The organism is uncultured Roseibium sp. (genome assembly GCF_963675095.2).
Classification (GTDB): Bacteria; Pseudomonadota; Alphaproteobacteria; order Rhizobiales; family Stappiaceae; genus Roseibium.
The window spans coordinates 52,367-76,627 of record NZ_CAXXSJ010000047.1; the positions used below are offsets into that span (position 1 = coordinate 52,367).

General features: G+C 61.3%; 24 protein-coding genes and 1 tRNA gene. 16 read left to right on the forward strand and 9 right to left on the reverse strand.

Going from position 1 to position 24,261, the window contains the following annotated elements; genetic code table 11:
- Window positions 1-79 precede the first annotated feature (79 nt).
- The 4 genes from cpdR (at window position 80) to ABIN98_RS17360 (ending at window position 1,708) form a co-directional block, all read left to right on the forward strand.
- Window positions 80-439, forward strand: a complete 360-nt coding sequence (cpdR, locus tag ABIN98_RS17345; protein ID WP_190293130.1) for a cell cycle two-component system response regulator CpdR — start codon at window positions 80-82, stop codon at window positions 437-439.
- Between the two features lie 128 nt (window positions 440-567).
- Window positions 568-642, forward strand: a tRNA-Val gene (locus tag ABIN98_RS17350).
- Window positions 643-814: 172 nt separating this feature from the next.
- Window positions 815-940, forward strand: coding sequence for a type B 50S ribosomal protein L36 (gene ykgO, locus ABIN98_RS17355; protein ID WP_055677669.1), 126 nt, complete (start codon window positions 815-817; stop codon window positions 938-940).
- Between the two features lie 108 nt (window positions 941-1,048).
- Complete coding sequence (locus ABIN98_RS17360; RefSeq protein ID WP_346911834.1) at window positions 1,049-1,708, forward strand: tetratricopeptide repeat protein; 660 nt, start codon at window positions 1,049-1,051, stop codon at window positions 1,706-1,708.
- An 86-nt stretch (window positions 1,709-1,794) separates the two neighbouring features.
- On the opposite strand, the gene pyk is transcribed toward ABIN98_RS17360, so the two are convergent.
- Window positions 1,795-3,231: a pyruvate kinase gene (pyk, locus tag ABIN98_RS17365; RefSeq protein WP_346911835.1), complete on the reverse strand. Its 1,437-nt coding sequence runs from the start codon at window positions 3,229-3,231 to the stop codon at window positions 1,795-1,797.
- Window positions 3,228-3,629, reverse strand: coding sequence for a DUF1036 domain-containing protein (locus tag ABIN98_RS17370; protein ID WP_346911875.1), 402 nt, complete (start codon window positions 3,627-3,629; stop codon window positions 3,228-3,230). The genes pyk and ABIN98_RS17370 overlap by 4 nt, the downstream gene beginning before the upstream one ends.
- Before the next feature lie 568 nt (window positions 3,630-4,197).
- Between ABIN98_RS17370 and ABIN98_RS17375 the strand changes: the two genes are divergently transcribed.
- The 3 genes from ABIN98_RS17375 to ABIN98_RS17385 all read left to right on the forward strand — a co-directional run bounded on the left by ABIN98_RS17375 (window position 4,198) and on the right by ABIN98_RS17385 (window position 5,748).
- Window positions 4,198-5,016, forward strand: a complete 819-nt coding sequence (locus ABIN98_RS17375) for an N-formylglutamate amidohydrolase (RefSeq protein ID WP_346911836.1) — start codon at window positions 4,198-4,200, stop codon at window positions 5,014-5,016.
- Window positions 5,017-5,040: 24 nt separating this feature from the next.
- Window positions 5,041-5,337, forward strand: a complete 297-nt coding sequence (locus tag ABIN98_RS17380) for a DUF1244 domain-containing protein (RefSeq protein ID WP_346911837.1) — start codon at window positions 5,041-5,043, stop codon at window positions 5,335-5,337.
- A 150-nt stretch (window positions 5,338-5,487) separates the two neighbouring features.
- The gene (locus ABIN98_RS17385) at window positions 5,488-5,748 is read left to right on the forward strand and encodes a DUF2312 domain-containing protein (RefSeq protein ID WP_346892187.1); all 261 of its coding nucleotides are present in this window, start codon (window positions 5,488-5,490) and stop codon (window positions 5,746-5,748) included.
- Window positions 5,749-5,913: 165 nt separating this feature from the next.
- On the opposite strand, the gene ABIN98_RS17390 is transcribed toward ABIN98_RS17385, so the two are convergent.
- From ABIN98_RS17390 to ABIN98_RS17400, 3 genes are all read right to left on the reverse strand, one after another.
- Window positions 5,914-7,008 carry a transporter substrate-binding domain-containing protein gene (locus tag ABIN98_RS17390; protein ID WP_346911838.1) on the reverse strand — a complete coding sequence of 365 codons (1,095 nt, stop codon included), beginning with the start codon at window positions 7,006-7,008 and terminating at the stop codon, window positions 5,914-5,916.
- A gap of 113 nt (window positions 7,009-7,121) precedes the next feature.
- On the reverse strand, window positions 7,122-8,891 hold the full coding sequence (locus tag ABIN98_RS17395; protein WP_346911839.1) for a DUF882 domain-containing protein: 1,770 nt from the start codon (window positions 8,889-8,891) through the stop codon (window positions 7,122-7,124).
- A gap of 247 nt (window positions 8,892-9,138) precedes the next feature.
- Window positions 9,139-10,701 (reverse strand): sigma-54 dependent transcriptional regulator, encoded by a 1,563-nt coding sequence (locus tag ABIN98_RS17400; RefSeq protein WP_346911840.1) that lies wholly within the window; start codon window positions 10,699-10,701, stop codon window positions 9,139-9,141.
- A 203-nt stretch (window positions 10,702-10,904) separates the two neighbouring features.
- On the opposite strand from ABIN98_RS17400, the gene ABIN98_RS17405 reads away from it, so the two are divergent.
- The 8 genes from ABIN98_RS17405 to rluA all read left to right on the forward strand — a co-directional run bounded on the left by ABIN98_RS17405 (window position 10,905) and on the right by rluA (window position 19,397).
- Window positions 10,905-12,731, forward strand: a complete 1,827-nt coding sequence (locus tag ABIN98_RS17405) for a M3 family oligoendopeptidase (protein WP_346911841.1) — start codon at window positions 10,905-10,907, stop codon at window positions 12,729-12,731.
- A gap of 29 nt (window positions 12,732-12,760) precedes the next feature.
- Window positions 12,761-13,669, forward strand: coding sequence for a DUF3445 domain-containing protein (locus tag ABIN98_RS17410; protein WP_346911842.1), 909 nt, complete (start codon window positions 12,761-12,763; stop codon window positions 13,667-13,669).
- A 91-nt stretch (window positions 13,670-13,760) separates the two neighbouring features.
- Window positions 13,761-15,140, forward strand: a complete 1,380-nt coding sequence (locus ABIN98_RS17415) for an AarF/UbiB family protein (protein ID WP_346911843.1) — start codon at window positions 13,761-13,763, stop codon at window positions 15,138-15,140.
- A 120-nt stretch (window positions 15,141-15,260) separates the two neighbouring features.
- The gene (locus ABIN98_RS17420) at window positions 15,261-15,542 is read left to right on the forward strand and encodes an aa3-type cytochrome c oxidase subunit IV (RefSeq protein WP_346911844.1); all 282 of its coding nucleotides are present in this window, start codon (window positions 15,261-15,263) and stop codon (window positions 15,540-15,542) included.
- 66 nt (window positions 15,543-15,608) lie between these two features.
- Entirely contained in the window at window positions 15,609-16,748 is a 1,140-nt protein-coding gene (locus tag ABIN98_RS17425; protein WP_346911845.1) for a Re/Si-specific NAD(P)(+) transhydrogenase subunit alpha, read from the forward strand.
- An 11-nt stretch (window positions 16,749-16,759) separates the two neighbouring features.
- Window positions 16,760-17,233, forward strand: a complete 474-nt coding sequence (locus ABIN98_RS17430; protein WP_346911846.1) for a proton-translocating transhydrogenase family protein — start codon at window positions 16,760-16,762, stop codon at window positions 17,231-17,233.
- Window positions 17,234-17,245: 12 nt separating this feature from the next.
- Window positions 17,246-18,640: an NAD(P)(+) transhydrogenase (Re/Si-specific) subunit beta gene (locus ABIN98_RS17435; RefSeq protein WP_346911847.1), complete on the forward strand. Its 1,395-nt coding sequence runs from the start codon at window positions 17,246-17,248 to the stop codon at window positions 18,638-18,640.
- A gap of 85 nt (window positions 18,641-18,725) precedes the next feature.
- Window positions 18,726-19,397 carry a bifunctional tRNA pseudouridine(32) synthase/23S rRNA pseudouridine(746) synthase RluA gene (gene rluA / locus ABIN98_RS17440; protein WP_346911848.1) on the forward strand — a complete coding sequence of 224 codons (672 nt, stop codon included), beginning with the start codon at window positions 18,726-18,728 and terminating at the stop codon, window positions 19,395-19,397.
- A 12-nt stretch (window positions 19,398-19,409) separates the two neighbouring features.
- Here rluA and ABIN98_RS17445 read toward each other — a convergent pair whose 3' ends face one another.
- From ABIN98_RS17445 to rpsU, 3 genes are all read right to left on the reverse strand, one after another.
- On the reverse strand, window positions 19,410-20,003 hold the full coding sequence (locus ABIN98_RS17445; RefSeq protein ID WP_346911849.1) for an NAD(P)H-dependent oxidoreductase: 594 nt from the start codon (window positions 20,001-20,003) through the stop codon (window positions 19,410-19,412).
- Between the two features lie 109 nt (window positions 20,004-20,112).
- Window positions 20,113-20,979 (reverse strand): tetratricopeptide repeat protein, encoded by an 867-nt coding sequence (locus ABIN98_RS17450; protein ID WP_346911850.1) that lies wholly within the window; start codon window positions 20,977-20,979, stop codon window positions 20,113-20,115.
- A gap of 159 nt (window positions 20,980-21,138) precedes the next feature.
- Window positions 21,139-21,366, reverse strand: coding sequence for a 30S ribosomal protein S21 (gene rpsU, locus ABIN98_RS17455; protein ID WP_190292160.1), 228 nt, complete (start codon window positions 21,364-21,366; stop codon window positions 21,139-21,141).
- A gap of 378 nt (window positions 21,367-21,744) precedes the next feature.
- On the opposite strand from rpsU, the gene ABIN98_RS17460 reads away from it, so the two are divergent.
- Complete coding sequence (locus ABIN98_RS17460) at window positions 21,745-23,139, forward strand: MATE family efflux transporter (RefSeq protein WP_346911851.1); 1,395 nt, start codon at window positions 21,745-21,747, stop codon at window positions 23,137-23,139.
- 12 nt (window positions 23,140-23,151) lie between these two features.
- Here the strand turns inward: ABIN98_RS17460 and ABIN98_RS17465 are convergent, their stop codons facing one another.
- On the reverse strand, window positions 23,152-24,249 hold the full coding sequence (locus ABIN98_RS17465) for a 5-(carboxyamino)imidazole ribonucleotide synthase (protein ID WP_346911852.1): 1,098 nt from the start codon (window positions 24,247-24,249) through the stop codon (window positions 23,152-23,154).
- Window positions 24,250-24,261 lie beyond the last annotated feature (12 nt).

Here is a 24,261-nt window from a genome sequence, read left to right on the forward strand (position 1 = left end):
ACGCGGATTTCGGATTATAACCGGCGAGGGAGGTGGATTGTCCCTGCCTCACCGGTACGGAGAAGAATGGTTGACCAAGATGCCGCGTATCCTTCTTGCGGAAGATGACAACGACATGCGTCGGTTTTTGGCCAAGGCGTTGGAAAACGCCGGTCACGACGTGGTGTCTTTCGATAATGGAAAAAGCGCCTACGAGCGCCTGCGCGAAGAGCCGTTTTCATTGCTGCTGACGGATATCGTCATGCCGGAAATGGACGGGATCGAGCTGGCCCGCCGGGCAACGCAACTGGACCCGGACCTCAAGGTCATGTTCATCACGGGGTTCGCGGCGGTGGCTCTCAATCCGGAATCGGATGCGCCCAAGGATGCGAAGGTCCTGTCCAAACCGTTCCACCTGAAGGATCTCGTCCAGGAAGTGGACCGGATGCTGGCGGCCTGAAGCGCGATCTTTTCGGCCTTCGTGAGAATTGTTTGACAGTTCTTCGAAATGGGGTCTTGCACTGATCGGCGATCCCCGTTATATCGCACTCCACCACGGCGCTGCGGCGTCGAAATACCGAGAAATTCGGGCGTGTAGCTCAGCGGGAGAGCACTTCGTTGACATCGAAGGGGTCACAGGTTCAATCCCTGTCACGCCCACCATTTTTGCGGTTTTCGGGATTTTTTTCGAAAAGCGCAGGCGGTTTCCGGGAACGGACCGGCGCAACGCATAAGGCGTGCAGCGGTTTGAAACGGAAGTAGCCACCATCAAATCGGGCGCCTCAGGCGCTCGTTCACGTTTTAGGGAAACAGGGCCCTTCCGGGGGACAGTACAATGAAGATCAAGAACTCGCTCAAAGCGCTCATGGCCCGTCACCGGGACAACCGCATGGTTCGCCGCAAGGGTCGCGTTTACATCATCAACAAGAAGAATCCGCGCTTCAAAGCCCGCCAGGGCTGAGGAAACCCATGCACGGCGGTGCCGCCGTTCGGGTTTCGCGCAAAAGTGATTTCTTCATTGTCCGTTTAACGGATTGACCGCTGCAGCCGGCAAGGCATACTTGTCGGCATGCGGCTCTTTTTGTTTATCCTCCTTCTGTCGCTTGCCGCCCCGGTAAGCTCTGCGCAACAGGCCCCCGAGCTTGGGCCTGATGTCGATACGCCTTCTCTCGACGACCTCCATTCCCTTCCCGAAAACGAGGAAGACGAGACCGGCGGCAAGGTCGTCGCCGACGGCGCGGATCAGGACGAGAAAGCCCTCGCAGACCTTTTCGAAAAGCTCGCCGCGGCGGAAACGCCGGAACAGGCTCTTTCCATCGGTCAGAAGATCCAGGCGAAGTGGCTGGAATCGGGAAGCGATACCGTCGATGCGCTGATGTCCCGCGCAGCGGTGGCCCTGCGCGCCAATAAATACGGCCTGGCGCTGGATTTGCTCGATGTGGTGGTGACGCTCAAGCCGGATTTTGCCGAAGGCTGGAACCGGCGGGCGACGGTTTTCTACGTGCAGCAGGACTTCGGCCGCTCGCTGGCGGATATCGAGCGGACGCTTGCTCTTGAACCGCGCCACTGGGGTGCGCTCTCCGGACTGGCGATCATCCAGCGCCGGATTGGCGAAGACGACAAGGCGCTGACGACCTTCCGCCGCGCGCTGGAAATCAATCCCGGCCTCAAGAATGCCAAGGAAGCCGTCGACGAACTGGAAAAGGAAGCCGAGGGCGACGCGATCTGACCGTCCGGCTGGCGGCTTTCATTCATACGAAAGACGGCGGCTCAAGGCCGCCGTTTTTCGTTGTTCTCTATCATTCGATTAGGCGGTCAGATGCCGCCTTGCCCGTCGCTGCCGACGAAGGCGATCCGCAGCATGTTGGTCGACCCCGGCGTGCCGAACGGGACACCGGCTGTCACGATGATCCGCTGCCCCGGCTTGGCGAAGCCTTCCGAATAGGAAATCCGGCAGGCCCGATCGACCATTTCCTCTTCGTTGGTGGCATCCTCGCTCACCACGCAGTGCAGGCCCCAGGCAAGCGACAGGCGCCGCGCCGTGGTGATCACCGGAGACAGCACGATCACGGGCGAAGCGGGGCGTTCACGGGACGCCCTGAGCCCGGTCGCGCCCGATGTGGTGTAGCAGACCACCGCGGCAAGCTTGAGCGTCTCGGCAATCTGCCGGGCAGCCGCTGAAATCGCGTCGGCGCCGGTTGCTTCCGGCTCCGTGCGCTGGGCGTGGATGATGGTGAGGAAATTGGGGTCGCGCTCGACTTCGTGGGCGATCTTGTCCATCGTTTGGACGGCTTCGAGCGGATAGGAGCCCGCAGCTGATTCCGCAGACAGCATCACCGCATCGGCACCTTCGAACACGGCGGTCGCAACGTCGGAGACCTCGGCGCGGGTCGGCACAGGAGCGGAAATCATGGATTCCAGCATCTGCGTGGCAATCACCACCGGCTTTCCGGCGCGACGCGCGGCACGGGTAATCTGCTTCTGCAGGCCCGGGACCTGCTCGAGCGGCAGTTCGACGCCGAGATCACCGCGGGCGACCATGATGGCATCGGAGAGTTCGATGATCTCGGCCAGACGGCCAATCGCCTGCGGCTTTTCGATCTTGGCCAGGACGCCGGCCCGGCCACGGGTGATCTTGCGCACTTCGGCGATATCGTCCGGGCGCTGGACGAAGGAGAGCGCGATCCAGTCGACGTTCTGGTCGAGAGCGGCGACCAGGTCCTTGTGGTCCTTTTCGGTCAGCGCGCTCGTGGCGATTTCCGAATCGGGAACGCTGACGCCCTTGCGGTCGGACAGCTTGCCGCCGACCTCCACTTCGGTGACGGCCCGTGTGCCGGAGGCCTCGATGACGCGCAGCTGAACCTTGCCGTCGTCGAGCAGCAGCCGGTGGCCGGGCTCCAGTGCCTTGAAGATTTCCGGATGCGGCAGATAGACCCGCTTGCCGTCGCCGGGTGTGGCATCGTTGTCCAGAATGAACCGGGTGCCGTTTTCAAGCTGGATCGGGCCGTCGGCAAATGTGCCGACACGGAGCTTCGGTCCCTGCAGGTCCGCCAGAATGCCGATCGGTCGTCCGACGGCAACTTCCACCGAACGAATGCGTTCCACCAGCATCTTCAGACGATCATGATCTGTATGGCTCATGTTGATGCGGAACACGTCCGCACCCGAGCGATACAATTTTTCAATGATGTCTTGTTCTGAGGAAGAGGGACCGAGAGTTGCCAGAATTTTGACTCGTCGGTTACGCCTCATCGCCCACCTGTCCCCTGTTGCACCGGCTCCGTAAGCTGGACGGTCCAGCTGCTCTGCTCGCCGGTGTCTATTTCAAAAAAGCCCGTACGTTCATAGCCGCGGGCGACACAGTCTTCAATTCCGCGGATGGTGAATTCCTTTTCACGGGTGCACATGAAAGCACGTCCGCCCCATTCGCCGAACTGGTCGTAATCAACTGCGTAGATGTAATAGTATCGTGACACCAGCGAACCTGGAACCAGCGTCTCGCAGGAACTGGGCGTCAGATTCCACCAGCCTTCGGTGACCCAGTCGTTCTTGTCCTTGTAGCCGATGGCCACGCCGACCTGACTTTCAGTCTTGTTGCACAGGCGCAGGTCGGCCTTGGCCGTGCCGCCGAAGGCCGCAAGAGACAGCATGGACAGAAGGGCGGCGCCTGTCGCTTTTCCGACAAAGGCAAACCCAGCCTGCTTTCCGGCCTGGCGTCGTTTCCTGTCCCTAATCATGCGCTGTTTGTCGTCTCGCGGCGTTATAGACAATAAGCTTTTTGCGTGGACGCATCCGTATTGTCAACGATGATGGCCTAAAGTTATTGACATTCATAGAGTTTGACCCCCGCTTCCTTCTAGGAGCGGGCAGATCGGTTTCTGATTTGACAGTACGCTTTGTCTCCAGAAATGAGGCGGGATCAAGGCCAAATCTTTTTCATTTCGGATTGTTTCGTTGGCTCACGGTCGTTCCTTTGCTTGTCGCGCCAAATGATTGACAAATTGCTGCTGTTTATCCGGTTTCCTGCCGAACGGGGGCAAACATTCACAGGATATGTTTCGTGTGGCGGTCCGCCGGAAAAACAACGATGGGAGATTTGGCCGGTCGGGGGAAAATCAACGAAAAACTTGGAACGAAGACCGCCTTGTCCTAAAAACATCCCGGAATTTCGGCACGTCCCGCAACCCGTTCCCCGCAACCTGCTCTAAGACACCGTTCATGACACTGCACTCGACCCATGCCGGCACCGGCTTCGTTCCGACCGAGACTGTTCCGGGGAACCTGGCAGGCGGACTGCTCTTGTTGTGTGACCATGCCAGCAACACGGTGCCGCCGGACTATGGTGATCTGGGGCTGCCGAAGGAGCAGTTCGAACGCCATATCGGCTATGACATCGGTGTCCGCCCGCTGACGCAGGAACTGGCGCGCCGGCTGAATGCTCCGGCCCTGATGACGACCTACTCCCGACTGCTGATCGACCCGAATCGGGGGGAGGACGATCCGACGATCGTCATGCGCCTGTCCGACGGGGCGGTCGTGCCCGGAAACGCCCGGATCGATTCTTCCGAGCGGCAAAGGCGGATCGAACGGTTTCACCGGCCCTATCACGATCTGATCGGCCGGACCCTGGATCAGATGCTGGAGGCGGCGCCTCCGCCGGTGATCATCTCCATTCACAGCTACACGCCCGTCTGGCGGGGCGTGCCCCGTCCCTGGCATGCCGGTATCCTGTGGGATGCGGATCCGCGCGCGGTCCGGCCGTTCCTGGATCAGCTTGGCGCGGACCCGGATCTGGTCGTGGGCGACAACGAGCCCTATGACGGGGCCTTGAAGAACGACACCATGTACCGCCACGCAAGCAAACGGGGGCTTGCCCATGCGCTTCTGGAAGTGCGGCAGGACCTGATCGCGGACGAAGCGGGTGTCATGAGCTGGGCCGACCGGCTGCAGCCGATCCTTGAAGATCTGGCCCAAAGGCCCGATCTTCGGACCATCGAATATTTTCCGTCGCGCAGCGATGGCCCGACGGCCCGCTGACGCATTGGGGTAGAGAGGAAGTCCATGGACGAAAAGACAAAGACCGAACTGGAGGCGGCTGTGTTCCGCCGTCTCGTTTCCCATCTGCGCGGCCGGACGGACGTTCAGAACATCGACATGATGAACCTGGCCGGCTTCTGCCGCAATTGCCTGTCCAACTGGTACCAGGATGCGGCCGGGGAAAAAGGCATCGAGCTCGCCAAGGAAGACGCGCGCGAAATCGTCTACGGGATGCCTTATTCGGAATGGAAGGACAAATATCAGACCGAGGCGACCGAGGCCCAAAAAGCCGCTTTCGAGGTGAACAAACCGCAGCATTGAGCGGCAAACGGTCGAGCGTGCTTGACCTTGGGACCCAACTCTGGCACGGCAGCTTCCGAATTTGAAAAATCGTTGTCCCGGCGGGTGAGCCGGGAAACCGCGTGACACCCAGAATCCACAGACAAGAATCCATCAAGGAGACCTATATCCATGTCAGAACCGGGCGGAGTTGCAGCCGATCAATTGCGTGCGTTCGTTGAGCGCGTCGAGCGGCTGGAAGAAGAAAAGAAAGTCATCTCCGACGACATCAAGGACGTCTACGCGGAAGCCAAGGGCAATGGCTTCGACGTGAAGATCCTTCGCAAGGTCGTCTCCCTGCGCAAGAAGCAGCCGCATGAGCGGGAAGAGGAAGAAGCCGTCCTCGATCTCTACCTGCATGCGCTCGGCATGGCAGGCCCGGCAGAGGGCTGATCTCTGTTGCCTGACAGGAATGGAGCGGTGTTGAACGCGGCTCCGGACTGAGTAATAGCCCGCCGGTATTTCCGGCGGGTTTTGTTTTTCTTCCCGATCGAGGGTCGCACCCGCAACAGGTCGCAGCCGGAAAAACGGGTTTCGCCTCCGGCCCGGCGCTTCCCTTTACTGAGCCTCGCCGAAATACTTGATCCTGAGACCCTCGATAAAGCTTTTTTCCTTGGCGCTGAGGATGGCCAGAGACAGGGGGCGGGTCAGCGGACTGTTCGGAGGAAGCGCGAATGCGTATTTGTCCGGCTCGAAAAGCGGGCCGACGACATCGAGCGGCTCTCCGGGATGTTTGTACGCATAATATTCAAGAACCGGCGCATCGCCGATGATCGCCGCAATGTCATCGGAAAGCAGGGCCGATACGGCTGCGTCCATGTTGTCGTAGTTTCTGGCGCGCAAGCCTTGTTCCCGTGCAAATTCCTCGGCGACGCTGCCTTCGAAAACACCTGAGGTCGTGCCCGGAAGGTCTTCCAGGCTGTGGATCTGGCTGGAGAGGGACAGTGTCGTCATCACGCTGGTCACCGAAGAGGTGACATAGGCCAGCACCGCGATGCCGCACACCAGCCAGAAGGCCTGCATGACCCGGCCGATCCAACCGAAAGTGTTTTTCCTCGACGGCAGTTTTCCCGAAGTCGCGACGGACATAACCGAGTAAAAACTTTCTGCCATTCCGTCGCGCCAGGTCCCGGGAAAGTCAGGATTGAAGCGTCGATCGAACAGCGTCAGGAAGATTGTTGCGGCGGCAATAACGAATGCAAGCCAGCCATAGGCCTGGAGATGGCCCGCGTCCCGCAGCCCCTCGACAATCGCGGCAAAGCCGGAGCCACGATCTTCGTTCACCATGATCCTGAGGCCGGCATCGAACCAGGGCTGTGTGAAATCGATCCGTTCGGCGCGCTTGCGGGTTACGGTCAGGTTCGTGACGGCCACATCGATCTGTCCGTCCGCTGTCGCATCGACAAGGCTTCGGACGGTCGGGAACACCTGAAATTCGTAGGTGACGCCCAGTTCGTCGGCCAGTTCTTTCCAGAGGTCCAAGGCCATGCCACCTGGCTGCCCGTTCTTGTGCATGACGAAGGGCGGGCTGTCATGAATGCCGACTTTCAGTTTACCGGTACCGCTGTCCTGCGCATGAGAGGCCAGGCTCGAGGCGAGAATGAGCAACAAGGTGCCGAGAAGCCGAAGGAACTTTTGTTGCCCTGCGCCCATTTGAAAACCTCTTCGTTCTTTCCGAATGCACAAAATGAATAAGGCCTGGCCCTACGGCGAAGCTCCGGACGCCGGCGGAGGTGCCAGGTCCGAAACTTTAATGCGAACGGGCCTTAACGGGCGAAGGTCACCGGAAGGACGACGACGGCCGGGCCGTCGAAGCGATCGGTGCGCAGCGATCCATAGGGGAATTTCTCAAATCCGCTTTGAACGAACCGGTTACCGGGATCCAGGAGGTTGTTCATAGAGCGCTGGAACGGATGGCGCAGGGATGCGAACAGCCGGTTGCGGGTGGTGCTGCGGCCGGAGATCAGCTTCGGTTCCGATTTGTCCGGCAACCCCGCAAATCCGGCAAGTGGATCCTTGATCTCGTTACGCGGAATTCTGCCAGAAACCGACTGGTTCGCGGGGGCCGGGCGCATCGCGGGCTTGTTGCCGCCGGCTGCAAGACCCTGACCGCTTCGCGGCTGAGCGGCCGGAATGGACGTGGCGGAAGCATAGGCAAGTGTTGTCGAGCCTGCCGGTTTCACGGTCGGCGTGGCGGTTCCCGTCGCGGCTGCAATCGCCGATACGGGGTCGAGCGCCGGAGGCTTGGGTGGAACCGGAACGCGTCCGGAGACAGAGGTTTCCGCCAGGGCTGCCTGTTGCGTCGCCTTGAGCAGCTGTGCGCGTGCTTTTTCGTTCGGTGCAATGCCGGCCACGTTGAAGCGGCCATCGACCGGCGCGGAAGCGGCCGGCGACGTCTGGCCCTGTTCAAGTGCGACCCGTTGGGCTTCGAGCGTGTTGGGTTCCGCAGGTCTGCCAACTGGGCGTGCCGAGGCGAGCTGGACGGGGTTTTCCACGGTACGAACCGGCTTCCGGTTCGGCATGGTGCCTATGTCGGCGAGGACGATCTGGCTGGTCTCCGGCGCAGCCGCCGGTGCAGGAGCCGGAACGGCGGCCGTCGGCGCATTCTGCGAACTCCTGACACCGGGAAGGACCCCTTCGGGCAGGTTGGGACCATTGTCGGGCCTGACCGAAGCCACGCGCGAACGCTGTGCGCTATCCGAATTGTCGTTCGACCTGAAAAGGCTGGCCAGCAGGTTTGCCGGCGGACGCGGTGCGGTCCGTTCCTCGGCGTTGGTCAGGCTCTGTCCGGTGGTCCTGTTCGGGGCGGGTTCGGCGGCGGCGACCAGCGTCGGCCGGGTCGGGCGCTTCGTTCCGGATTTGGCCTCGGCGAGCGCCAGCTTGTAGCCCGAAAGGGGTTTGCCGTCGCTTGGAATGTGCAATGTCTTTCCGTCCGGAAACACCTTGGCCAACTGCGAACGGGTCATGCGCGGCCAGTGACGGACACTGCCGGTATCCATGTGCACGAAGGGGGAGCCGGATTTGGGATAGTAGCCGACACCGCCTACCTGTTTTCTCAAGCCGGTGGCACGTAGCGTGGCGAGATTAACGCCGGGAATGAAGAAGTCCATTGCCTTGCCGAGCGTATGCTGGCTGCGCTTGGCAACGCCCTTGGAGCGGCTGCGGAGCATGTTGTTCGTTGCCGGCGAGCGGTAGCTGGACACCACGTTGATCGGCTGCTTCCCTCCGACCTTCTGATAGACTTCCCAGATGAGGTCGAGCAGGGCCGGATCGATCTTGGTCATTTCGTTGCGGCGCCAGTCGCGCAGAAAACGGTTCGCTTCGCGCAAGCCGGATGGAATGTAGCGGCCGTTCTTCTTGAACGTGATCGAGACCCGTTCCTTGGTATGCAGATTAAAGAGGTTCAACGTCCGGGTTTCTGCCTCGGCTTCGGCAACGGCAAACTGGGCAACCGAAAGCGCAAAAAACAAACACATAAGTGTCAGGGCGCGCTTCAGTCCAGTGACGGCGTCGTATCCAACAAACCGTTTACGCAATAATCTGTCTCGCCGTTTGTGATGGCCTTAGCCATTCCCTTGCTCCCCAGCAGGTCCCGCAAGGTAGCCTCAGGCAGGTTAAAAAGATTTTACCCTGTTTTCGTTTGATCTTAAAACGTGGCAGAAATGCAACGATAAATATCTTTCTCGCTAAAATGCGCACGAAAAACAAGCCCGCAATTGGCGAATTGCGGGCTTTTGCGTACGGAAACTCTATTCCGACCCGGTTGCCGGAAACGTGCGGAAGTTATGCGGCGGCGTCGTTGCCCGCTGATTCGTCTTCTTCCTCCAGACCGTATTCCTTCAATTTCCGATAAAGGGTCGATCTGCCGATCCCGAGCCGCTTGGCGACTTCCGTCATGCGGCCGGAGTAGTGGTTGATCGCGGTTCGGATCAGTTCCTCCTCGACATCGGCCAGTTTGCGGACATGGCCTTCATTGTCGAGGTTGCGCATGAAGCCGAACGGGGCGGCGTGCTCGAAAGCGCTGTAGGTTGACGGCGGAACGGGATCGCGCGGAAGGGCCGGTGGCTGGTGGGCGGCGGGTGCTTCGGCCGCATCGGCCTCGTGTGGCGGCTGGTCCGCCGGAGCGGGGGTCGACACCTGAATCGGGTGGTCGATGGCAGCGGCAACCTGAGGGAAATCGTCGATCGTCAACCGGGCGCCGTCACAGAGGACCACCGCGCGGAAAACCGTGTTCTCCAGCTGCCGGATGTTGCCAGGCCAATGGTAGCTCTGCAGCATCGCCATGGCCTCCGGGGCAATCGCGGTCACCTGCGGCTTGCCTTCCTCTGCCGCAAAGCGGGCGAGGAAATGACGAGTGAGGGCGGGAATATCCTCCAGCCGGTCGCGAAGCGGCGGGATCCAGATCGGGAACACGTTCAGCCGGTAATAGAGGTCTTCCCGGAAAGTGCCTTCCTTGACCAGATCGATCAGGCGCCGGTTGGTCGCGGAGATCAGCCGGAAATCCACCTTGACCGGACGCTTGGCGCCAATCGGGTCGATCTCGTTTTCCTGAAGCGCACGCAAGAGCTTGACCTGAACCTCGGCCGGCAGCTCGCCGACCTCGTCCAGGAACAGGGTACCGCCGTGGGCCTCCTGGAACTTGCCGACGTGCTTGTCGACGGCGCCGGTGAAGGCGCCCTTCTCGTGGCCGAACAGGATGGATTCCACCAGATTGTCCGGGATCGCACCGCAGTTCACGGTGACCAGCGGTTTCGATTTCCGGTCGCCGGATCCCTGGATCGCGCTGGCGATCAGCTCCTTGCCAACACCGCTCTCGCCCTCGATGAGGATCGGGATGTTGGACGAGGCCGCGCGTTTTCCCAGATTGATCACCCGCTCCATGGCGGGCGAGTGGGTGATGATGTCATCGAAGGTCAGCGTGCCGGAGGCCTGCTTGCGGAACCGGGTGATCTCGTCTTCGAGCGCGGAGGTCTTCAACAGGTTGCGGATCGAGACATCGAGCCGTTCCGGCGCCACCGGCTTGACCACGAAGTCCTGCGCGCCCGCATTCATTACGTTGACCACGGTGTCGATACCGCCGTGGCCGGTCTGCACGATGACCGGTGTGGCGATCTTGTCCGCGCGCAGGCGCGTCAGCACACCGATGCCGTCGAGCTCCGGCATGACCATGTCGAGAATCATCAGATCGATGTCAGCGCCTTCCGGCCCAGTCATGATGCGGACGGCTTCGGCACCGTTTTCGGCGGTCTTGAAGCGATAGCCGAATTTCTGGACAGCCTCCTGAAGAAGGCGGCGCTGGATCGGATCGTCATCGACTATCAAAATCTTGCCGCTGGTGGCTGTCATGATTCACCGTTGTTGATTGCTGCAGTTGTCTCAATTCGGGCCAGTCTGGTCGCAGATGGGTAAACAAATCCTCCAAGTCGATGCAAAAATAACTGAGCTGTGGAATTGCGATGGTCCTGTTTTCGGGCCTACAAATTTAAAAAGCGCCGGTTTCGGTTTCGAATCGGCCGTCTGATTCCTTCGTGCCGTCCGGAGACCTCCTCATGCGCCTTGACCCTGCCGTCTTTTCGGCCTCGCCCGCCTCGCCAGAAAAAGACCTCGGTTCCCTGCCTGAATGGGACCTGACAGATCTCTACAGTTCCATCGATGCGCCGGAAGTCGCAGCCGATCTGGCCGCCGGGCTCGACCGGGCCAAAACCTTCGAGGCGTCCTACAAGGGACGGCTTGCCGAACTGGCGGCCGACAATGTACCTGCCCTTTTGACGGCGATCCGGGCTTATGAGGAACTTGAGGACCATCTCGGACGGCTGATCTCCTACGCCGGGCTCGTCTATGCAGGCAACACCACGGAACCGGCGCGGCAGAAGTTCTACGGCGACGTGCAGGAGCAGATCACCACCGCGGGATCGCATCTCTTGTTCTTCACCCTGGAATTCAACCGGATCGAGGACGATGTCATCGAGGCGGCGTTCAAGACGCCGGGTCTGGAGCATTACCGGCCGTGGATCGAGGATCTGCGCAAGGACCGGCCCTATCAGCTGGAAGACCGGGTCGAGCAGCTTTTCCACGAAAAGTCGGTCACCGGCCGCGGCGCCTGGAACCGGCTGTTCGACGAGACCATCGCTTCACTTACGTTCGAGGTGGACGGCAAGGAACTGGCGATCGAGCCGACCCTGAATTTCCTGCAGGATCCGGCTCCGGAAAAGCGCAAGGCGGCGGCCGAAGCCCTTGCGAAGACCTTTTCGGAAAACCTGCGCATCTTCACGCTGATCACAAACACCCTCGCCAAGGACAAGGAGATCTCCGACCGCTGGCGGCATTTCACTGACATCGCCGACAGCCGGCACCTGGCGAACCGGGTGGAACGGGAAGTGGTCGATGCGATGGTGTCCGCCGTGCGCGATGCCTATCCGCGCCTGTCCCACCGCTATTACGTGCTGAAGGCCAAGTGGCTCGGCATGGACCAGCTCAATCATTGGGATCGCAACGCGCCGCTGCCGAAGGCCGATACCAAGGTGATCTCCTGGGACGAGGCCAGGGAGACGGTGCTGTCGGCCTATGGCGCGTTTTCGCCGGACATGGCCGATATCGCCGGCAGGTTTTTTGAAAAGAACTGGATCGACGCGCCGGCCCGTTCCGGCAAGGCGCCGGGGGCCTTCGCCCATCCGACCGTTCCGAGTGCGCACCCCTACGTGCTGGTGAATTACCAGGGCAAGACCCGGGACGTGATGACGCTTGCCCATGAGCTCGGCCACGGCGTGCATCAGGTTCTGGCGGCGCACAACGGCGCGCTGATGGCGCCGACGCCGCTGACGCTGGCCGAAACCGCCAGCGTGTTTGGCGAGATGCTGACCTTCAAGTCGCTTCTGGAAAAGGCGCAGACCAAGGAAGAGCGCAAGATCATGCTCGCCTCGAAGGCGGAGGACATGATCAACACGGTGGTCCGCCAGATCGCCTTCTATACTTTCGAGCGCAAGCTGCACACGGAACGGCGCAATGGCGAGCTGACCGCCGACAAGATCGGCGAGCTGTGGATGTCGGTTCAGGGTGAGAGCCTTGGCCCCGCGATCAAGATGCAGCCCGGCTACGAGTGCTTCTGGACCTATATCCCGCATTTCATTCACTCGCCGTTCTACGTCTACGCCTATGCTTTCGGCGACTGCCTGGTGAACTCGCTCTATGCGGTCTACGAGGATGCGGAGGCCGGTTTCCAGGAGAAGTATTTCGACCTGCTGAAGGCCGGCGGCACCAAGCATCACTCGGAACTGCTTGCGCCGTTCGGTCTCAGTGCAAGCGATCCGGATTTCTGGAAAAAGGGTCTGTCGGTGATCGAACGGATTATCGACGAGTTGGAAGAACTGGACGGCTAGCGCGGCCTTTATCCGGCGGAGACTTCAGGATGGCATTTCGGCATACGCCCTATGACGGGTCAAAGCGCCCGTTTACCGTCGGGCTCGAACCGGTCGACTTTTCCCGCTGGCTCGATCCGGACGGGCTTCTGGTAGAGCATCTGAAGCGCAAGGCGGAGCTTCTTGAGACCGCGCATGAACGGGTTTTCCGCGCCGAAGCCGACACCGAAGAGGCCCAGGCCGAAGTACTGGACCTGATTCTTGAGGATCTTGCCGCCCATCACCGGTCGACGCATTCCGTTTCTTCCGATGTGGTCGATGTTCTGGACGGCGGATCCCGGGTGCGTCTTGCCGATTATGCGCCGCTGGAAGCCGCGTCCCGGCTGGTGCAGGAAGATCTGGTGCTGATGCGCAAGGGCGAGAACGGCTACCGGCTTGCCGCCGCGTCGCTGTGCTTTCCGTCGTCCTGGTCGCTGGTGGAGAAATTCGGCCAGTCGATGCATGCCATCCATGAAAATGTTCCCGGTTTCAACGATGGCCGGATGGGGCCTGTGGTCGCGCGGATCTTTGACAATCTGACCTCCGATCAACTGGTCGGCCGCTACAACTGGTCGATCTACGACGATCCGGATCTGCATCACCCGCAGGCCAAACAACTTGCGCCGCAGATCGAGGAAAAAGGCGCCAGTGCGATTGCGCATCTGTTCGTTCGTGTCGAGCGGCAGACCCTGCGCCGGCTGCCGAAATCGGGCGATATTCTGTTCACCATCAAGATCCATCACGATCCGATTTCGCTCTTGCAGGCCCACGAGCGGGGCGCGGAACTGGCGGCCGGTCTGGCAGCCCAGCTGAGGGACCTCGATGACCGGCAGATCGCCTATAAGGGGCTGACGCAGTACCGAGCAGCGATCGCTGAGGAATTGGATAATCTTGCGCCGTCCGCGCCTGAGGCCGTGTAGGCAGCGCAGCAAATCGATCCGCGTGGTGATCTGGTCGCCCGGAGCTGCGTACCTACATAACTGAGGGCATAACCGGAGAACTCCAGACGTCATGGCAGGCGAAAAGGATCGCGAGGCAAACCGGCTGACGGGCCGGGTCGGACGCTATGCGAAGGTCGGAACCAGTGTCGGCGGCATTGCCGCCAAGCTCGCCGGGGCGCGCCTGTTCGGCATCGATCTCGACAGCGAAAAGAACGCGGCCGAAATCGCCGCGGCCCTTGGCGGGCTCAAGGGACCGCTGATGAAGGTCGCCCAGTTGCTGTCGACGATCCCGGACGTGCTGCCGCCGGAATACACCACGGAACTCGCCAAACTTCAGTCCAATGCGCCGCCCATGGGCTGGGCCTTCGTCAAGCGGCGAATGCGGGCGGAACTGGGTGCCGACTGGCAGTCCCGGTTCAAGGAATTCGGCAAGGAGCCTGCGGCGGCGGCCTCGCTCGGTCAGGTTCATCGGGCCGTCGCGCTCGATGGCCGCGACGTTGCCTGCAAGCTGCAGTATCCGGATATGGCGTCGGCCGTCGAAGCGGATCTTAAACAGCTGCAGATGCTGTTCTCGATCCATCGGCGCATGCAGGCGGCAATCGACACAAGGGAGATTGCCAAGGAAATCAGCGCCAGGGTTCGCGAGGAACTCGACTATGTGCGCGAAGCCGCCCACATGGCCGTCTACCGGGCCATGCTTGCGGACAATGACCGGATCCGGGTTCCCGACGTGGTCGAAGAGCTGTCGACCAGGCGTCTCCTGACCATGAACTGGCTCGAAGGCGCCCCGCTGCTTCAATTCAAGGAACACAGTCTCGAGGAGCGGAACCTCTTAGGCACCACCATGTTCCAAGCCTGGTGGCATCCCTTTAGTCATTACGGTCTGATCCACGGCGATCCGCACCTGGGCAATTACACGGTGTTTGAGGACGGCGGGGCGCCGGCCGGTATCAATCTGCTCGATTACGGTTGTATCCGCATTTTCCCGGAAAGCTTCGTCGAAGGGGTCGTCGATCTCTATATGGGCCTGCTGGAAGAGGACGAGGCCCGGGTCGTTTCGGCCTATGAGCGCTGGGGCTTCAAGGACCTCAAGCGCGAGGTCATCGACGTTCTCAATATCTGGGCGCGCTTCATCTACGGGCCTCTCCTGACCGACCGTGTCCGATCGATCGCGGACGGGGTGAGCCCGGCGGAGTACGGGCGCAAGGAGGCGTTTCGTGTCCACAGCGCCCTGAAACAACTCGGCCGGGTCACAGTGCCGCAGGAATTCGTTTTCATGGATCGCGCGGCGATAGGTCTCGGCGGCGTTTTTCTTCATTTGCGCGCCGAATTGAATTTTTTCCGCCTTTTCAACGAGCAGATCGAAGCTTTTTCAGCCAAAACAGTGGCGGAACGGCAGGGAAAAGTTCTTGCCTCCGTGGGCTTTCCTTTTGAAAAATCTGCGGCCTGATCCGGTTCGGGACGTTATTGCAGGTTGACGAAAGTACGTTTGTTTACGCAAAACATTGCCCAGTCCGTCGGCTTTCATGTAAGAAGTTTGCCGACGACAGCTTTTCAATCGGGGGACTCCATGTCTGACAATTCCGCGCCCGCAATGGACTACGAGGCACACGAAGCTACCTACGAGGGGTTTATCAATTTCTCCAAGGTCGGCACCGTGGCCGTTCTCAACATCGTCCTGTGCCTGATTCTGTTCTCGTTCGGCGGAACCGCCGCCACCGTTTTCGGCTGGCTCATGCTGATCGCGACGATGGTCGCAGGTGCCATCGGTCTTGCACTTGGTGCCAAGGGCTGGGTTCCGTCGGCCGCCGTCTTCGTGCTGACCGCCCTTCTGGCGATTCTGACCGTCTAATCGATCCATCAGAAGGCATCCCTGGTACGCGCCCGGGATGCTTTTTTGCTCTTGGGAGGTTACCCAATGAAAATTGCTGTGCCGCGTGAAAGCGACGCGGTTGAAACACGCGTGGCTGCAACGCCCGATACGGTCAAGAAGTTGATCGGTCTGGGCGCCACTGTGTCCGTCGAAAAAGGGGCCGGTCTGGCCTCGCGCATTCCCGATGCCGATTACAAGGAAGCGGGCGCCACGATTTCCACCAGCGCCGCGACCACGCTCAAGGACGCAGACGTCGTCCTGAAGGTTCGCCGGCCGAATGCGGATGAACTCAAGGCCATGAAGAGCGGAGCGCTCGTCATCGCCACCATGGACCCTTACGGCCATGAGGACGAGGTCAAGGCAATGGCCGATGCGGGCGTTGCCGCATTTGCCATGGAATTCATGCCGCGCATCACCCGCGCCCAGGTCATGGACGTCCTGTCGTCTCAGGCTAACCTCGCCGGCTATCAGGCCGTGATCGAGGGGGCTTACGAATACGACCGCGCCATGCCGATGATGATGACAGCGGCCGGGACCGTTCCCGCCGCCCGGGTCTTCGTCATGGGGGCTGGCGTTGCCGGTCTCCAGGCGATCGCGACCGCCCGCCGTCTCGGCGCCGTGGTGACCGCCACGGACGTCCGTCCGGCCGCCAAGGAACAGGTCGAATCGCTCGGCGCGAAATTCATCGCCGTCGAGGACGAGGAATTCAAGCAGGCGGAAACCGCCGGCGGCTATGCCAAGCAGATGTCCGAGGAATATCAGAAGAAGCAGGCCGAGCTGGTCGCTTCCCATATTGCCAAGCAGGACATCGTCATCACGACCGCACTCATTCCCGGACGTCCGGCACCCAAGCTGGTCTCCAAGGACATGCTCACCAGCATGAAGCCGGGTTCCGTGATCGTCGACCTCGCGGTCGAGCGGGGCGGAAACGTGGAAGGTGCCAAGCCGGGCAAGGTGGCCACCGTTTCCGACGTGAAGATCGTCGGCCATCTCAACATGGCCGGCCGGATCGGGGCATCCGCCTCCGCCCTTTACTCCAAGAACCTGTTTGCGTTCCTGGAAACCATGATCGACAAGGAAGCCAAGACGCTGAAGCCCGATTGGGAAGACCAGCTGGTGACCGCAACCGTCCTGACCCGCGATGGAAAGGTGGTTCATCCCGCCTTTGCACCGGCAGAGGCCTAAGGAGGGAAGTTATGAGCGAATTGTCTCAAAGCGAAATGCTGGAACGGGCGAACGCCGCAGCGGATGCCGCGCGCGAAGCCGCGGCAACGGCACAGGATGCCGCCGTGGCCGCGCAAGGCTACGTGGACCAGCTGACCGCCGGTGCCGGCGATACCGCCATGCATGTGGCTGCCTCGGGAAGCGTGATCGAACCGTTCGTGTTCCTGTTCTCGGTGTTCGTGCTGGCGATCTTCGTCGGCTACTACGTGGTCTGGTCGGTGACCCCGGCCCTGCACACGCCGCTGATGGCGGTGACCAACGCCATTTCGTCAGTGATCGTCGTCGGTGCGCTTCTGGCGGTCGGCGTCGACCTGACGGCCGGCGACGGCGCACTCATGGCGCGGATCTTCGGGTTCCTCGCCCTCGTACTGGCAAGCGTGAACATCTTCGGCGGCTTCCTCGTGACCAGCCGAATGCTTGCCATGTACAAGAAAAAGCAGCGATAGGAGGCCGATCTGATGTCTGCAAATATCACGGCGCTTCTCTATCTCGTCTCCGCCGTTCTCTTCATCATGGCACTGCGCGGGCTGTCCAGCCCGGAAAGCTCGCGCAAGGGCAACTATTACGGCATGCTCGGCATGACCATCGCCGTTGTGACGACCCTGTTTGCCTCTGGCGTCACCATGGGCTCCGGTCTTCTGATCGTGGCCGGGGTGGGTATCGGCGGCGGTATCGGCGCGGTCATCGCCAAGCGCATTCCGATGACGGCCATGCCGCAGCTGGTTGCCGCGTTCCACTCCCTGGTGGGCCTGGCAGCGGTCTTCGTCGCGGCCAGCGCGCTTTATGCGCCTGAGGCTTTCGGCATCGGCGCTCCGGGGCATATCCATGCCCAGGCACTGGTCGAAGCCGCCATCGGGGCCGCGATCGGCGCGATCACCTTCACCGGTTCGGTCATCGCCTTCCTGAAACTGGACGGACGCATGTCGGGCAAGCCGATCATGCTGCCGGGCCGTCACCTGATTAACCTCGCCCTGGCGATCGGCCTCGTGCTTCTTGTCATCGGTCTGGTCAACACCGAAAGCGCCCTCATCTTCTGGGGCCTGGTGCTGGTGGCGTTCCTGTTCGGCATCCTGATCATCATTCCGATCGGGGGCGCGGACATGCCGGTGGTGGTGTCCATGCTCAACTCCTATTCGGGTTGGGCGGCCGCCGGTATCGGTTTCACCCTCGGCAACATGGCCCTGATCATCACCGGCGCGCTCGTCGGCTCGTCGGGTGCGATCCTGTCCTACATCATGTGTAAGGGCATGAACCGCTCGTTCATCTCGGTGATCCTCGGCGGCTTCGGTGGCGAGACTGCCGGTCCTTCCGGCGGTGACGAGGAAGAGCGTCCGGTCAAGCAAGGCTCGGCCGAAGACGCGGCCTTCATCATGAAGAACGCGTCCAAGGTCATCATCGTGCCTGGCTACGGCATGGCCGTCGCCCAGGCACAGCATGCCCTGCGCGAAATGTGCGATCTCCTGAAGGAAGAAGGCGTCGAGGTGAAATACGCCATTCACCCGGTCGCAGGCCGCATGCCCGGGCACATGAACGTGCTCCTGGCGGAAGCCAATGTGCCTTACGACGAGGTGTTCGAACTGGAAGACATCAACTCCGAATTCGCGCAGGCCGATGTGGCTTACGTGATCGGGGCGAACGATGTGACCAACCCGTCGGCCCGTGACGATCCGCAGTCGCCGATCTACGGCATGCCGATCCTCGACGTCGACAAGGCCGGTACGGTTCTCTTCGTCAAACGCGGCATGGGCTCCGGTTATGCCGGCATCCAGAACGAGCTGTTCTTCCTCGACAAGACGATGATGCTGTTCGGCGACGCCAAGAAGATGACCGAGGAAATCGTCAAGGCGTTCTGATCTTTCAGAGCATCCGATTTTCGAAAGGCGCGGGACAAAATCCCGCGCCTTTTGTTTTGCTCGGAACCACTCTAAAAGCGCATTCATGACGACGACTGCGCCCGCCCCCTTCATCTACGATCCACCTGTCGAACCCTGGCTGGAGGTGCTCCACCGGGACGAGGACCTGCTGGTGGTCAACAAGCAGAGCGGACTGTTGAGCGTGCCGGGAAAGGCCGCCGAACATGCCGACTGCATCGAGGCACGGGCTCAACAAGCCTATCCGGAGGCGCGGATCGTCCATCGCCTGGACATGGATACCTCCGGCATCCTGGTCCTTGCCATGAACGCGGCCGCACATCGGCACCTGGGACTTCAGTTCGAGCGCCGCAAAACCCAGAAGACCTATGTCGCGAAGGTCTGGGGGCAATTGTCCGCGGACGAGGGCGAGGTCGACCTGCCGCTGATCTGTGACTGGCCCAACCGGCCCAAGCAGATGGTGTGCCACGACCGCGGCAAACCGGCCCTGACGCGCTGGGAGGTGGTGGAACGGGACGGTGTCATGACACGGGTTCGCCTCTATCCCCTGACGGGGCGCTCGCACCAGCTTCGGGTGCATATGCTGGCGCTTGGCCACCCGATCGCCGGCGACCGTTTTTATGCGGACGGGGACGCGCTTCATGCCTCCGGCCGGCTCGCATTGCACGCCGAGGAGCTGACGCTGCACCATCCCGCGGACGGCCGTCTGGTGACCTTCCGTGCGGACTGCCCGTTCTGAGCGGAGACGAACTCAGATTGCTTGTCGTCCCAGGTCCTCGACTTGCCGCAGCCAGTCCTTGCGTTTTTCTTCGCTGACCGCTTCCACCATGCCGAAAACCGTGTCCCGGACCGGTTTGAAGCCGATGAACTTCAGGATGTTGCGCTCCAGGCTCTTGAGGCTGTGTCCGCCATACCAGAAGCGGTAGATCAGAGCCGGCATGCCCATGGTCACGATCACCCGCGCGGACTTGCCTGTCAGGCGGCCCTTGGGCCATTTGCCTTCCTCGGCCGGTTCGAAGGCGGTGTCGCGGTGGAAGACCTGCTCGAGAAAGGCTTTCGTCAGGGCCGGCAGGGTTCCAAGCCACAGCGGATAGATCAGGACGACATGGTCCGCCGCAAGCATCTCCTGCGTGACCTGTTCCAGAGACGCCGGGACGGGCGCGGTGTCATAATCCTTCGGCGAACGCAGGAAAGGAAAATCGAGATCGGCGACCCTCACCACATCGACAAGATGTCCGCCGGCCTCTGCGCCCCGGCGATAGCTTTGGGCGAGGGCATGGCAGAAGTGGTCGGCGTCCGGATCCGGGTGACCGTCGATGACAAGTATTTTGCGACTGTTCGCCATGGCTGCGGCTCCCTCGTGACGTGCGATGGAGAGAGACTACCGGCTATCGATGTCGCGGAAAATGATCGAAGTCACGGGCAAGCCAATGCCTGCCCGCGAAAGCATGCGATCAGGATTTAATGGACCTGTTGACCCTGGTCAGGCCGTCACGGGCCAGGGCATTGGAATTGTCCAGGTTCAGCGCCTTGGTGTAGTTTCTGCGGGCGTCTTTCAGGTTGCCCAGAAGCTCCAGGGCCGCGCCACGGTTCGCCCAGGCAACGGCGGACTGCTTGTCGAGGTTCACGGCCATGGACAGGTCGGAGAACGCCGCATTCGGATCGTTGATGGCCAGATAGGAAATGCCGCGGGCGGTGTAGATCTCGCTGACATTCGGGCTCAGGCCGATCGCCGTCGCGAAATCCTCGATCGCCTGGGCGTGCTGGCCCTGGGCCTGGTAGATCAGGCCGCGATTGTAATAGGCACGGGCATCGCCGCTGTTTCTGGCGATAACCGAGTTGAAGTCGGCCAAAGCGGCCCCATAGTTGCCCTGAGTCCGGTAGGCGTTGCCCCGGCCCACGTAGGCGGCATCGTAATCCGGCTTTATGTTGATCGCCCGGGTATAATCGGCAATCGCCTGCTGGTTGTTGCCCATGCGGCGAAAGACGAGTGCCCGGTTGGTGTAAGTCTGGTAGGAGCCCGGATTGAGCTGCAGCGCGATATTGAAATCGGCGATCGCCTGGTCGAGCTTTCCTGCCTGCCCGTAGGCGATGCCGCGCGTGTTGTAGGCGCTCGCGTCCCGCGGATTGGCTTCGATCACCGCCGTCAGCGAATCGATGTTGGCGGAGGAGCCGACCGCCCGATCAATCGGAACGTCGTCATAAACACCGCTGGACTGGCATCCACCCAGGCCTGCCGCAATCCCGACGGCGAGCAAAAGGCCGAGCGCATGTTTCGGATTGAGGGCGGCGCGCATTGCATGTGATGGGTGCTGAATCATCCAGTCCGGTTGCCTGTGCTTTGATAGCTGAGAGGTTTGCTTGAAGCGTGATCGTGTCGAAAATACGTTTCGAGACCAGAATAAACAGTAAAAGCCGGCCGATTATTCGGCCGGCCCGGAATCTGGCCCGATATCAGCTATTTATTTTGGCCCGCGCCCTTAGTGGCGGGGAGCGCGGCCTGGAAGCAGGCCTTCGCGCTGAGCCCGCTTGCGGGCCAGCTTACGGGCGCGGCGGACGGCTTCAGCCTTTTCGCGCGCCTTCTTTTCCGATGGCTTTTCGAAATGGCCACGGAGTTTCATTTCGCGGAAGACACCTTCACGCTGCAACTTTTTTTTCAGCGCCTTGAGCGCCTGATCGACGTTGTTGTCGCGAACCAGAACCTGCACGCGTCTTTTCCCGTTCTGAGACGAGCCGCGAGCCTGTCGCGACCGTGATTGTAACCTGAATTGCCGTGTGAACGTTTCTTGTCGTCTGCCGTGGCGTCCGTTTCCGAACTGCATGGGCGTTCCAAAGTCTCGGGAGATTCGGACTTGCACATGCGTGCAGAAACACGTCGCCGCTGACGCGCCGCTCACAATGCGCGCGGTCATATCAGAAGGCCTGTGGATTGTCCACTGGCATTCACAAAGATTATCGCGCGGAATTCAGCCATTCCTGACGCATGGTACGGCCTTCTGGACAGGGCGGCTTTCGCGGGGTACAGGGGAAGTACGCATTGTTGCGGACGACGTGTCGAGGCAACTTGCGATTTCCTGGAGGCTCACATGGCTGGCTGGGACGGTATCCGTCCGGGCAACGGCGGTTTTCTGGCGCTTTGGAAGAGCGACATCCGCCCGACCCTTGCGCTCGGCTTGCCGCTGGTCGGGGCCCAGCTGGCCCAGATGGCGATCAATACCACCGACGTCCTGATGATCGGCCGTCTCGGCGCACAGGAACTGGCGGCGTCGGTGCTGGCGTTCAACATGTACATGCTGCTCTGGTTCTTCGGCATGGGCCTGATCCAGGCTGTGATCCCTCTGGCGGCAAAAGCCCGCGGCCAACGGGCCATGCGTGAATTGCGCCGGTCGGTGCGCATGGGGTTCTGGGTCGTTGCCCTTTATTGCCTGCCGATATGGGGACTGATGGCCTATGCGGAGGAGATCTGGCTGTTCCTGGGGCAAGATCCTCAGATCGCGGCCACGGCCGGCGGCTATATGGATGTTCTCAAATGGACCATGTTTCCGGCCCTGAGCATCATGGCGGTCCGCGGGTTCCTGACCATCATGGAGCGGGCCCAGGTGGTCCTTTGGGCAACGGTCGCCGGCGCGCTCGCCAATGCGGTTCTCGACTATCTCTTAATCTTCGGACACTTCGGCTTTCCCCGTCTTGAGCTTGTCGGCGCGGGGATCGCGTCGGTGATCAGTTCCGCGGTGACCATGGTGCTGCTGTTTGCCTATGCGGCACTGCATCCCCGGCTGAAGCGATATTATATCTTCGGCCGGATCTGGCGCTCCGACTGGCCGGCCTTCTTCCAGATCCTGCGCCTCGGCCTGCCGATCGGGGTGACGATCATCCTGGAGGCGGCCCTGTTTTCAGGTTCCGCAATCATGATGGGGTGGCTCGGGACCCTGCAACTGGCCGGCCACGGGATCGCGCTGCAGATCGCATCGCTGACCTTCATGGTGCCGGTGGGGCTCAGCCAGGCCGCGATGACCCGGGTCGGTCTGGCCTCCGGTCGCCGGGACCACGCCGGGGTCGGGCGCGCCGGATGGACGGCGCTGGTGATCACCATGGGCGCCATGACCTGTTTTGCGGCGGTCTTCTGGTCGATCCCCGAAACGCTGGTGTCGCTCTATCTGGATTTCAGCAATCCGCAATCCCAGCCGGTGCTGGCCTTCGGCACCTCGTTTCTCGCGGTAGCAGCGTTCTTCCAGATCGCCGACGGCGCCCAGATCATCGGCGTCAACAATCTGCGCGGTCTCGGGGATACGAAGGTGCCGTTGATCTATGCTTTCGGGGGGTATTGGGTGATCGGGATCAGCCTATCCCTCGGCCTCGGCTTCGGTCTCGGTCTGGGAGGGGTCGGTATCTGGTGCGGCCTTGCCGGTGGATTGCTGACCGTAGCCGTTCTGGCCAATCGCCGGTTCTACCGGCGCGAGGCCCTGGGGCTGCTGTCCTGAAATCTCAGTACGTTATGCGCTCGTGAGCGGACTGATCCGGTTGACGTGGCCCATCTTCCGGCCCGGACGCGCCTCGCGCTTGCCGTAGAGATGCAGTCTGGCGTTCGGGTCGGCCAGAATTTCCGGCCATGCGTCGCATTCGTCGCCGATCAGGTTTTCCATGACCACGTCGGAGTGGCGGGCACAGGCGCCGAGCCGCCAGCCTGCTACCGCTCGCATGTGCTGCTCGAACTGGGAGGTCAGGCAGGCGTCTTCGGTCCAGTGACCGGAATTGTGCACGCGCGGCGCGATTTCGTTGACCAGCAGGGTTTCGCCGTCGGCACCGCGCGACAGGAACATCTCCACGCCCATGACACCGACGTAATCGAGGGAAGACGCGATCCGGATCGCCATCTCGCGGGCAGCCTGGGCGGTCGTGGTGCTCACATTCGCCGGCACGGTGGAGGTCTTCAGGATGTGGTGCTCGTGATGGTTTTCGCAAACGTCATAGGCATCGCAATTGCCGTCGATGTCGCGGGCGACGATCACCGAGACTTCGCGCTCGAAGCCGATGAGTTCCTCAAGCACCGCCGGTGCACGGCCGATCTTTTCGAAAGCGCCCTTCACGTCTTCCGGCTTGCGGATCATGACCTGACCCTTGCCGTCATACCCAAAGCGGCGGGTCTTCAAAACGCCGGTCCCGCCGAATCGTTCGAGGGCTGCCTGAAGGTCCTCATCGCTGTCGACACTTGCATAGCCGGCGAGCGCCACGCCGGAGCCGGCCAGGAAATCCTTTTCGCTCAAGCGGTCCTGGGAGACTTCCAGCGCCTTGACCCCGGGTCGCACGGGCACCAGTGAGGCGAGATGCGCGGCGGTCAGGGCGGGCACATTTTCGAATTCATAGGTGACGGCCGAACAGGCCGACGCAAAGGCGTCCAGCGCCCCGACATCCTCATAGGGCGCGATCGTGTAGGCGGAACAGACGTCGAAGGCGGGGCTTTCCGGATCCGGGCAGAAGATGTGGGCCTTCAGGCCGAGGCTTGCTGCGGACAGCGCCAGCATGCGGCCAAGTTGGCCGCCGCCCAGAATTCCGATCGTATCGCCGGGGGAAAGACGGGTGTTCTCGTTCATGACCTGCGTCTC